This is a genomic window from Marivita sp. (assembly GCF_051859345.1).
Lineage (GTDB): Bacteria > Pseudomonadota > Alphaproteobacteria > Rhodobacterales > Rhodobacteraceae > Marivita.
This window is the reverse complement of record NZ_JBHYFV010000063.1, coordinates 1-10354: the sequence shown is the minus strand read 5'-3', so window position 1 is coordinate 10354 and position 10354 is coordinate 1. Positions and strand designations below refer to the sequence as shown.

General features: G+C 61.1%; 11 protein-coding genes. 1 reads left to right on the top strand and 10 read right to left on the bottom strand.

The features are described from left to right. From ACTIEN_RS21155 to ACTIEN_RS21145, 3 genes are all read right to left on the bottom strand, one after another. A partial coding sequence (locus tag ACTIEN_RS21155) for an ATP-binding cassette domain-containing protein (protein WP_439525132.1) occupies positions 1-454 on the bottom strand: 454 nt, incomplete at its 3' end. Next, the gene (locus ACTIEN_RS21150) at positions 451-1356 is read right to left on the bottom strand and encodes an ABC transporter permease (RefSeq protein WP_439525131.1); all 906 of its coding nucleotides are present in this window, start codon (positions 1354-1356) and stop codon (positions 451-453) included. The genes ACTIEN_RS21150 and ACTIEN_RS21155, both read right to left, overlap by 4 nt. A gap of 3 nt (positions 1357-1359) precedes the next feature. After that, the gene (locus ACTIEN_RS21145; RefSeq protein WP_439525133.1) at positions 1360-2325 is read right to left on the bottom strand and encodes an ABC transporter permease; all 966 of its coding nucleotides are present in this window, start codon (positions 2323-2325) and stop codon (positions 1360-1362) included. Positions 2326-2594: 269 nt separating this feature from the next. Here ACTIEN_RS21145 and ACTIEN_RS21140 point away from each other — a divergent pair, with 269 nt between their 5' ends. Beyond that, positions 2595-4184 carry an ABC transporter substrate-binding protein gene (locus ACTIEN_RS21140; protein ID WP_439525130.1) on the top strand — a complete coding sequence of 530 codons (1590 nt, stop codon included), beginning with the start codon at positions 2595-2597 and terminating at the stop codon, positions 4182-4184. Positions 4185-4249: 65 nt separating this feature from the next. Here ACTIEN_RS21140 and ACTIEN_RS21135 read toward each other — a convergent pair whose 3' ends face one another. The 7 genes from ACTIEN_RS21135 to ACTIEN_RS21105 form a co-directional block, all read right to left on the bottom strand. Continuing rightward, on the bottom strand, positions 4250-4930 hold the full coding sequence (locus ACTIEN_RS21135) for a glutathione S-transferase family protein (RefSeq protein WP_439525129.1): 681 nt from the start codon (positions 4928-4930) through the stop codon (positions 4250-4252). 18 nt (positions 4931-4948) lie between these two features. After that, positions 4949-5704 (bottom strand): SDR family NAD(P)-dependent oxidoreductase, encoded by a 756-nt coding sequence (locus ACTIEN_RS21130; protein WP_439525128.1) that lies wholly within the window; start codon positions 5702-5704, stop codon positions 4949-4951. A gap of 13 nt (positions 5705-5717) precedes the next feature. After that, on the bottom strand, positions 5718-6866 hold the full coding sequence (locus tag ACTIEN_RS21125) for a M24 family metallopeptidase (protein WP_439525127.1): 1149 nt from the start codon (positions 6864-6866) through the stop codon (positions 5718-5720). After that, positions 6842-7861, bottom strand: coding sequence for an ABC transporter ATP-binding protein (locus ACTIEN_RS21120; RefSeq protein WP_439525126.1), 1020 nt, complete (start codon positions 7859-7861; stop codon positions 6842-6844). Before ACTIEN_RS21120 ends, ACTIEN_RS21125 begins: the two co-directional genes overlap by 25 nt. Further along, positions 7858-8832 carry an ABC transporter ATP-binding protein gene (locus tag ACTIEN_RS21115; RefSeq protein WP_439525125.1) on the bottom strand — a complete coding sequence of 325 codons (975 nt, stop codon included), beginning with the start codon at positions 8830-8832 and terminating at the stop codon, positions 7858-7860. The genes ACTIEN_RS21120 and ACTIEN_RS21115 overlap by 4 nt, the downstream gene beginning before the upstream one ends. Positions 8833-8842: 10 nt before the next feature. Continuing rightward, positions 8843-9736, bottom strand: a complete 894-nt coding sequence (locus ACTIEN_RS21110) for an ABC transporter permease (protein WP_439525124.1) — start codon at positions 9734-9736, stop codon at positions 8843-8845. After that, a partial coding sequence (locus ACTIEN_RS21105) for an ABC transporter permease (protein ID WP_439525123.1) occupies positions 9733-10354 on the bottom strand: 622 nt, incomplete at its 5' end. The genes ACTIEN_RS21105 and ACTIEN_RS21110, both read right to left, overlap by 4 nt.

Here is a 10354-nt window from a genome sequence, read left to right as displayed (position 1 = left end):
GATAAAGCTTCATCACCCTGTCCGGATCGTCGATGCGCACCTGGTCCAGCATGTCGCGCACCCGTGCCTGAACCTCGCCCCTTGGCAGATTTTCATGCACGCGCAGCGCCTCGGCGATCTGTGTGCCGATGGTCATGACCGGGTTCAATGAAAACTTGGGATCCTGCATCACCATCGAGATGCGTGCTCCACGGATGTTGCGCATCTGCTTCTCGCTGAGTGCGGTCAGGTCGATCCCGTCGAAGACAAGCCTGTCCGTTTCAACCTTCGCCGGATGCTTGAGCAGGCGCAGCAGCGACCGTCCGGTCAGCGATTTGCCAGATCCGCTTTCCCCGACAATTCCCAGCCGTTCGCGTCCAAGATCGAACGACACGCCATGCACCACCTGAACCGGGCCGCGCGGTCCGGGAAAGGCCACGCGCAGGTTGCGCAATTGCAGAAGCGGCTCCGTCATCGGCCGTCCCTCTGGCGTGGGTCGAGCACGTCGCGCAGTCCGTCCCCCAGAAAGCAGAAGCCGAGACTGACGATGATAATGGCAAAGCCGGGCATCGTGGCGACCCACCACTGGTCAAGGATGAACGACCGTCCGCGCGAGATCATCGCGCCCCATTCCGGCAAGGGGGGCTGTGCGCCAAGGCCAAGGAACCCGAGCCCCGCAGCCGTCAGGATGATCCCCGCCATGTCGAGCGTGACCCGGATGATGGTGGACGACATGCAAAGGGGCAGCACATGCACCCCGATCACCCGCAGATGCGACGCGCCTTGCAACTGGACCGCCGCGATGAATTCGGAATTCCGGAACGTGAGCGTTTCCGCCCGCGCGATCCTTGCATAGGCGGGCCAGGCGGTGATCGCGATGGCGATGATGGCGTTTTGCAACCCCGCGCCCAAGGCCGCGACAAAAGCCAGTGCCATGATGAGTTTCGGCAGCGACAGGAACACATCGGTGATCGCCATCAGGATACGGTCCGTCCAGCCGCCGAAATACCCCGCCACCGCGCCGATGATCAACCCGATCGGGGCCGAGATCACCGCGACCATGACAACGATCAGCAACGTAATCCGCGCACCGTATAGAATGCGGCTCAGAATATCGCGGCCCAGTTCATCCGTGCCCAGCCAGTGTTCCGCACTTGGTGGCATGAGCCGCATCGTCAGGTTTTGACCCACCGGCGTATAAGGTGCCAGCACAGGCGCGAAAATCGCCACCACGATCAGTGTTCCCACGATCAACGCGCCCAGCACTGCCAACGGGTTGCGGGCAAAGCTGCGCCAGATGGCATAGGCCTGCGCCGCCTGCGCCTGCCAGCGCGACGTTGGGGCGTCTGCGGTCAGCCATAGTTTCAGCGGGGTCATGACTCAGCGGCTCCTTGGATCGAGGATGCGATAGAGCACATCCGAGGTGCGGTTGATCACGATGAACACCGTGCCGATCAGGATGGTCGCCCCCAGTACCGCGTTCATGTCGGCAGTCAGCAGCGCGGTGGTCAGATAATTGCCGATGCCCGGCCAAGAAAAGACGATCTCGATCATCACCGACCCTTCCAGCAACACCGCATAAGACAGGCCGATCACCGTCACCAGTTGCACCCGGATCGGATAGAAGGCGTGTTTCCAGATCACTGCCCGTTCGCTTACCCCTTTGACACGCGCGGTCGTCACGAATTCCTGATCCAGTTGGTCCAGCATGAAAGACCGCGTCATCCGGGCGATATAGGCGAGGCTGAAGAATCCGAGGATCGAGGACGGCAGGATCAGGTGTGACACCGCGTTTCGAAAGATCTGCATGTCCCCCGCCAACAGCGCATCAAGCGTCAGGATGCCTGTCACCGTCGGAACCAGACCGTCGTAGAAGATGTCGAGCCGCCCAGGCCCCGCCACCCAACCAAGCCCGGCATAAAACACGGCCAACCCGACCAGCCCCATCCAGAACGCTGGAACGGCATAGCCCAAAAGGCCCAGAACGCGGATCACCTGGTCGATCCAGCTTCCGGCTTTGGCGGCGGCAATGACTCCCATCGGCACCCCCAGCACGACGCCGATCACGATCCCGAAGGTCGCCATCTCGAAGGTCGCCGGGAAGAAGCGGACTAAGTCTTCGACAACAGGCCGCCCCGTCGAAAGCGACATGCCGAAATTTCCGGTCAGCACATCGCGGACGTAAAGCGCGAATTGCGTGATCAGCGGCTTGTCCAGGCCCATTTGCCGGAAGGTCGCATCATAGACCTCTTGAGATGCCCTGTCGCCGACCACCGCCACAACCGGGTCGATGGGGACGATTCGTCCGATGAAGAACGTGATGGTCAGAAGGCCCAGAAAGGTCATCGCCGTGACCAGAACGAACCGTCCAACCGTGCCCAGACCAGAGACAAGGCGTGGGGCGCGTTCGGAATCGGGGAAGGGCGACAAAGCTGACACGTTGATCGGCCTCAATATTTGGCGTTTGTACGTATTACGAACAAAAGTTCTTTAAATGTAAAGGCGCCTTTGCTTATACTAAAACTGTTTTACTGCGAGATTTGAAGTCTGGCAGAAACCCCGGACCGGAACAACAGAGTCCCGCCGGGCCATCAGGTTCACAGGAGGTTCACCGGATGAACATATTCACCCGATCCATTGCGGCGGCATGCCTTGCCCTGCCGTTTGCAGGGGGCGCTGCTGTCGCTGAAACACCCCCCAATATCTTGGTCGTGGCACAGAACATCGACGATATCGTCGCCATCGACCCGGCCCAGGCTTACGAATTCACGTCCAGCGAGATCGCCACCAATGTTTACGACCGGCTGGTGCAGTACGACGCCGAGGATACGACCAAACTGGTGGGCGGGCTGGCCGAAAGCTGGGACATGGACGCCGATGCCAAGACGCTGACCTTCACGCTGCGCGAAGGTGTTAACTTCCATTCGGGCAACCCCGTTCGCCCCGAAGATGTGATCTTTTCGTTCAAGCGCGTGATCGAGTTGAACAAGAACCCGGCCTTCATTCTTGCGCAGCTTGGCTGGACGCCGGAAAACTTCGACGACATGGTCACAGGTGAAGGCAACACCGTCACGGTCAAATACTCGGGCGATTTCTCTCCGGCTTTCGTGATGAACGTGCTGGCTGCCCGCCCCGCGTCGATTGTGGACCGCGAACTGGTCATGCAGAACGAGGTCGACGGCGATTGGGGCAATGCGTGGCTCAACCAGAACACCGCCGGCTCCGGTCCGTTCATGCTGGACACATACCGGTCTTCGGAACTGCTGCGCCTTTCCGCAAACAAGGACTATCACAAGGGCGCGCCCAAGCTTGACTCCATCATCATTCGACACGTGGCCGAAGCCGCGACCCAGCAGCTTTTGTTGCAACAGGGCGACGTGGACATCGCGCGCAACATGACGCCAGAACAGGTGGCCAGCCTGCCCGAGGACGGGTTCAAGATCGGCACCTATCCGCAGGCGACGGTTCATTTCATCTCGTACAACCTCAAGACGCCGGAGTTGAACAATCCGGCCCTGTGGGAAGCGTCGCGCTACCTGATCGACTATGACGGCCTGACCAGCACGCTGCTCAAAGGTCAGATGGAAAAGCACCAGGCCTTCTGGCCCAAGGGCTTCCCCGGCGCGCTGGAAGACACGCCCTACAGCTATGACCCCGAGAAGGCCAAGCAGATCCTTGCCGATGGCGGAGTAGAGCTTCCGATCACAGTTGAAATGGACGTGTTCAACTTTGCCCCCTTCACCGATGTCGCGCAGTCCATCCAGGCAAGCTTCGCCGAAGCCGGGATCAATTTCGAACTTCAGCCAGGCACCACGGCAGGCATCATCACCAAGTACCGCGCACGTGAACACGAGGCGATCATGCTGTACTGGGGGCCGGACTTCAACGATCCGCATTCCAACGCCAAGGCATTTGCCTACAACGCCGACAACTCTGACGAGGCCTATATCTCGACCACCACATGGCGCAACGCCTGGGCCGTGCCAGAAGAGATGAACAAGGCGACGATGGCCGCACTGACCGAAGCCGATCCGGAAAAGCGCAACGAGATGTATCTGGAACTGCAGCGCGAAGTGCAGAAGACCGCGCCGTTCTTCATCATGTTCCAGGGCACGCTTCAGGTCGGCATGGCGGAAAACGTCGAGAACTATGTCCACGGAGCAAGCTCGGATCTGGTTTTTTACCGTTTGGTCGAAAAAAGTTAAGACTTTGAAATAACAAGAAAGGCCGCCTAACCTGGCGGCCTTTTTCGGTTGATCTGATGACTGTGCTACCGATCGTCCGCGAAGATCTGCGGATACATGTGCCGGATCGCAGCGTCGTCCATTTCCGTCTTGAACGGATGCTGTGACGGAAGCGCCAGCGCCCGCTTGGCGGCGGGACGGGCGTTCAACTCGTCCATCAGGCGGGAAATGTTGGTGAACCCGGCCATCGTTTCATCGTCCAGCATGAACGGAATACGCGGCGCCCAGCCCCAGATCGCCATGTCCAGAATGGTGTAGGCATCGCCCAGCATGTAGCGACCCTTGCCCAACTGGTCATCGATGATCTTCCAATGGCGATGCGCCTCAAAGCGGTATCGCTTGATCGCGTAGGGATCCTTGGCAGGGGCGAAGTGCTGAAAATGCACGGCCTGCCCGGAATAGGGGCCGACCCCCGAGGCGATGAAAAAGAGCCAGGACAAAAGCGGCCCGCGCTGCGTGGCATCGGGCATGAATTGTCCGATCTTTTCGCCGAGGTAAAGCAGGATCGCATTGCTGTCGAAAAGGGCCACGTCACCGTCGATCAATGCTGGCACCTTGGCGTTGGGATTGATGGCAAGGAATGCGGGTGTGTGTTGCTGGCCCAGTTTTGTGTCCACCGGCACCGGGCGATAGTCGATCCCGCTTTCCTCGAGAAACAGCGCCACTTTCATCGGGTTCGGCGCCGCGTTGAAATAGAAGTCGATCATCAATTGTCCTTTCGGGGATCAGGGCAATCCGGCCTCGACCGGCAGGCAGACGCCAGTGATGCCAGAGGCAAGGTCGGAGGCAAGAAAACAGGCGGCGCGGGCAACATCCTTTTCCGTGGCGATGCGGCCAAGCGCCGTTTCGGCGTTCAAGGCGGCAATTGCAGTATCGGCAGGCGTCCCACCGGCCTGCGCACGCGCCTCGATCCGGCTTTGCAGCGCGTCGGTCAGGATCGGACCGGGGGCAAGCGCATTCACGCGCGTTCCATCGCGTCCCATGTCCAAAGCGGCCGCGCGCATCAGGCCAAGAACGGCGTGTTTCGTGCTGGTGTAAAGCGCCTGATCGGGATGCGCGCGGTAACCGTTGATCGACGCCATCAGAACGGCAGCGCCGCAAGGCGACTGCGCCAGTTTCGGCGCAGCGGCTTTGAGGCTAAGCGCAACGCCGCGCACATTCAGCGCAAAGGCGCGGTCCCATTCGTCAAGGTCGAGCGACGCAATCCGCTGCCAGGGTGGCACCAGCCCGGCATTGGCGATCAGGATATCGAGGCGGGGCAATGTGGCGACGAAGTCAGTGAGGTTTGTTTCTGCCTCCGCAGCAGTCAAGTCGAGCGCAAGGTGCTGCCAGTTGCCCGGCACCGCCCCTGCGTCAAGACTGTCTGCCAGATCGACAATCGCCACGGATGCACCGGCCCCTGCCAACATATCGGCAATCGCGCGGCCCAGACCGCGCGCGCCTCCGGTGACAAGGGCAGTACGTCCGCTCAGGTCGATCATGTTGCGTACCCACTCATTCGATGACGATCAGCTCCTGAAATCCCGACGTCAGCGCCTCGCCTCCACCCGGTCGGGCAACGATGCAATCTTCAACCCGTGCGCTGAAATCCATGTCGCGGAAGATCGACGGTTCGATGGTAAAGATCATGCCCTCGCGCACCTGCGTGGTGTCACCCTTGGTCAGGAACGGCGGTTCGTGCACGTCCCAGCCGATGGCGTGGCCCAGACGGTGACGGAAATCCTTGCCGTAGCCCGCATCCTCGATCACGTCGCGGGCGGCCTTGTCCACCTGTTCGCAAGTGACTTCGCCGGCTTTCAAGGCCGCGATCCCGGCGGCCTGGCTTTCCATGACCAGCTTGTGCACCAGCCGCTGTTCCTCGGTCGGCGCACCGAAGGCAACGGTGCGACCGAAATCGTAGCACATGCCATCAAGCACCGCGCCGAAGTCGAAATTCACCGACACCGGCTTGTCGAGCTTGCGCGGCCATGTCCCCAGCTTGTCGCCGAAGCGCAGCGCGTGATCGGGGCCGGAGTTGTAGAGCGAGGTGGTGAACGACGGCCCAAGCGACCCATGCGCCCGCATCTGGTAGTCGATTTCCGAACTAATCTCGAGCTCGGTCATGCCCATCTTCAGGTTCTTTACCGTCGCGGCAAAGGCTTTTTCGGTGATCTCACCGGCGCGGCGCAGCAGGTCGATCTCGTCCTGATCCTTGATCACGCGGATCGGGCGCAAGAGCTTGGTGCCGTTGGCAAACCGCACGCCGGGCAGCAGGGCCTGCAATTCCATCAGAGTCTCGGCCTCGCCATCCTCCGACACGGCGACGGTGGCCCCTTCGCCGACACCCAGATCTTTGAGGATCCCACTGACCATCTCGACCGGATCATCCCAGTCGCCCAGCACCCGCAGATCCACGCCGGTGATCTTGCCCGCGCTGCCAAACTCGGCGGTCATGCGGGGCAAAGTCAGGATCGGTTCGTGGTCGGGCGCGATCCACATGCCTTCGAGCCAGCCGCCAGGATGCAGGTTGCGCCCGTAGCTGGGAATGTCGCGGTGGATGCCGGTGAGGTAATCCAGATCGGTGCCCATGGGAAAGAACACCAGATCGGCCTGACCGCCGATCGTGCTCTGGAACTTCGTCATCCGGTCTTTATAGCTGGCCACGTTGGCTCTCCTTCTTTGGCGGTTGTTTCGATGAGGTGACAGGCCGCCTGCCGTCCCGGCGCGATGTCGCGCAAAACGGGACGTTCGGTGCGGCAGCGCGCCTCTGCAAGCGGGCAGCGCGGGTGGAAATGGCAACCCTTGGGCGGGTCGATGGGCGACGGAATATCACCCTTGATCGGCTCATAAACCGTGCGGCGACGATCCAATCGCGGCACCCCCTCGATCAACGCGCGGGTATAAGGGTGCTGCGGGTCTTTGAAGATCTGTTCGGCTGGTCCGCTTTCAACGATGCGACCCAGATACATGACCAGAATGCGGTCCGCGATGTGTTCGACCACGCCAAGATCGTGGCTGATGAAGAGATAGGTAAGGCCGAACTCGTCACGCAGGTCCATGAACAGGTTGATGATCTGCGCCTGGATCGACACGTCGAGCGCCGACACGGCCTCGTCACAGACAAGGATCTCGGGTTTCACGGCGAGTGCCCGCGCGATTCCGATGCGCTGACGCTGCCCGCCTGAGAACTGGTGCGAGAACCGGTCGCGGTAGCTCGCGTCGATGCCGCAGCGATCCATGAGATCGGCGACATAGCTGTTCACCTCGGACGGTGACACGATGCGATGCACACGCGGCGCTTCTCCGATCAGGTCGGACACCCGCTTGCGCGGGTTCAGCGACGAAAACGGGTCCTGGAAGATCATCTGCATCGGCAGCGGGCCGGTATTCGCATCCGGTGCCCGCCCGGTGATCTGGCCTTCGCTGGGATCAAGCAAACCGGCAACCATCCGGCCGAGGGTGGACTTCCCGCAACCCGACTCGCCCACGACGCCCAGCACCTCGCCCTTGTAGAGATTGAAGCTCACATCCTCGACCGCACGCACAACAGGGCGTGGACGCGCCAGACCAAGCCGCGCCAATCCGCGCGCGACAAGATCACCGCGACCACCAAACTGTTTGCTGACATTGCGGGCAGACAGGATCACATCACCAGTCATGACGCCTCCCCGGTCAGGGGGTGAAAACAGCGCACCGCGCGGGTGTCGCTGATTGGTTCAATGCCAGGCATCGCCTGGCAGGCTGTCGTGGCACGCGGGCAGCGCGGCGCGTAGGCACATCCTTGCGGCAGATCGGTCAGCGCGGGCATGCGCCCGGGGATCTGATTGAGCCGTTTTCCGCGTGTACCCCGCGCAGGTACGGAATCGATCAGGCCGCGCGTGTAGGGATGGGCGGGATCATCCAGAACGTCATCCACGCCACCCATTTCCACGATCCGCCCAGCATACATGACCGCCAATCGGTCCGCGATCCCGGCGACGACGGCAAGGTCATGGGTGATCCAGATCAGCGCCGTCCCCCGGTTGCGGCACAGCCTTTGCACAAGGGCAAGAATTTGCCCTTGGATCGTGACGTCGAGTGCCGTTGTCGGTTCATCCGCGATGATCAGGTCGGGGCGGTGCAGCAGGGCAATCGCAATCGCCACCCGTTGCCGCATCCCGCCAGAAAGCTGGTGCGGGTAGGACCGCAACCGGTCTTCGGGCGCAGGAATGCCGACTTCGTCCAAGGCGGCGATGGCGCGGCTGCGGGCCTTGGTCTTGCTGATGGACTCATGCGCCGACAGCGCATCGTACATCTGCGTTTCGATGCGCAGCACCGGGTTGAGCGTCATCATCGGGTCCTGGAAGATCATCGCGATACGCCGCCCGCGCAACTGGCGCATGTCTTCTTCGCCCAGCGTCAGCACGTCTTGGCCATGCAGCATAACCTGGCCGGCCATCACCTTGCCGGGTGGGCTGATCAGCCGGTTGATGGAAAACCCCGTAAGGGATTTTCCCGACCCGCTTTCCCCGACAAGGCCCAGGATCTCGCCAGTGTTCACGGTCAGGGACACGCCCTGCAATGCGGCAATCGCACCGGTGGGGGTCAGAAAGGACGTATCCAGATCGCGCACGTCAAGAACTGCTGTCATGCCTTGCCCCTCACAGTCGCGGATTGAGAACATCGCGCAGGCGATCGCCCAACACGTTGGCGCTGATGATGATGGCCAACAGAACCAGCCCCGGCAGGACGCTGATCCAGTAACGCCCGGATTGCAGGTAGTCGAACCCGTTAGCGATCAGCAGGCCAAGCGAGGGCCGTGTTGGCGGCAGGCCAAGCCCGAGGAAAGACAGTGTCGCCTCGAGCGAGATCGCCATTGCCATCTGCATGGTTGCCACGACCAGCATCGTTGGCAGGCAGTTGGGAAGGATATGTCCCAGCAGGATGCGCAGACCGCCAAGACGAAGTCCCCGCGCCGCATCGACATATTCGCGCGCGCCTTCGACAAGAGCGACACCGCGAACCGTACGGGCGAAGTACGCCCATTGTACGACAACCAGCGCAAAGATGATCTTGTCCACTCCGCGCCCGAGGATCACGAGAAGGATCAGCGCGACGAGGATGGTCGGAAAGCTGAGTTGCAGATCGACGATCCGCATTAGCAACGTATCGACCCAACCGCGCCGGTAAGCGGCGACGAGACCCACCATCGTGCCGAATATCAACGCCAGAAACCCCGACAGCAAACCGACAATCAGCGAAATTCGGATACCATAGAGCATCGCGCTCAACATGTCGCGCCCCTGCCCGTCCGTGCCGAGCCAATACGTCATGCCCGCAAAGCTCTGGCTGCCGGGGGGCAGAAGACTGTCGAGGATGTCGACCTGGCGGAGATCATAGGGGTTTTGCGGCGCGATCAATGGCGCGCCGAAGCCCAGAAGGCAAAATCCGAGGAATACCGCCAGCGCGATCACCGCGCTTGGGACGGACAAGAACCGTTTGGCCAGATCACGCGGCGACCCGGCGACGATGGGGACAGAAGATGTCAGGCTCATGTCGGGCTGTCCCCCAACCGCACGCGCGGATCGAGGATGGAATAGAGGATGTCGACCAGCAGGTTCAGGATCACGAACATGAAGACGACGAAGATCAGGTAAGCCACGATCAAGGGCCGGTCCAGCACACCAATGGCGTCGATCAGCATCTTGCCGACGCCAGGCCAGCTGAAGATGGACTCGACCACTACGGCAAAGGCGATGACACCGCCGAACTCCATCCCCAGAACGGTGACGATGGGAATGAGGATGTTCTTCATCACATGGGTCGACAGGATACGCCGTTCGCGAATTCCGGTGGCGCGCGCGAACTTGATGTAATCGGCAAACAGCACCTCGCGCATGCCCGCGCGGGTCAGGCGAATGACCATCGCCATCATGATGAGCGACAGCGTAAAGGCGGGCATGGCGAGATGGTGCAAACCGTTCAGCGTCAGAAAGCTGAGCTCGGTGCCGAACACCTCGACCGTGTCGCCGCGCCCGATGGAGGGCATCCAGCCAAGCTGGACGGAAAAGACGAGTATCATGATGAGACCGATCCAGAAGACCGGCAGCGAAAAGCCGATCATGGAAAATGCCATGATGCAACGGCTTGAGAACGCTTCAGGTTTCAACCCT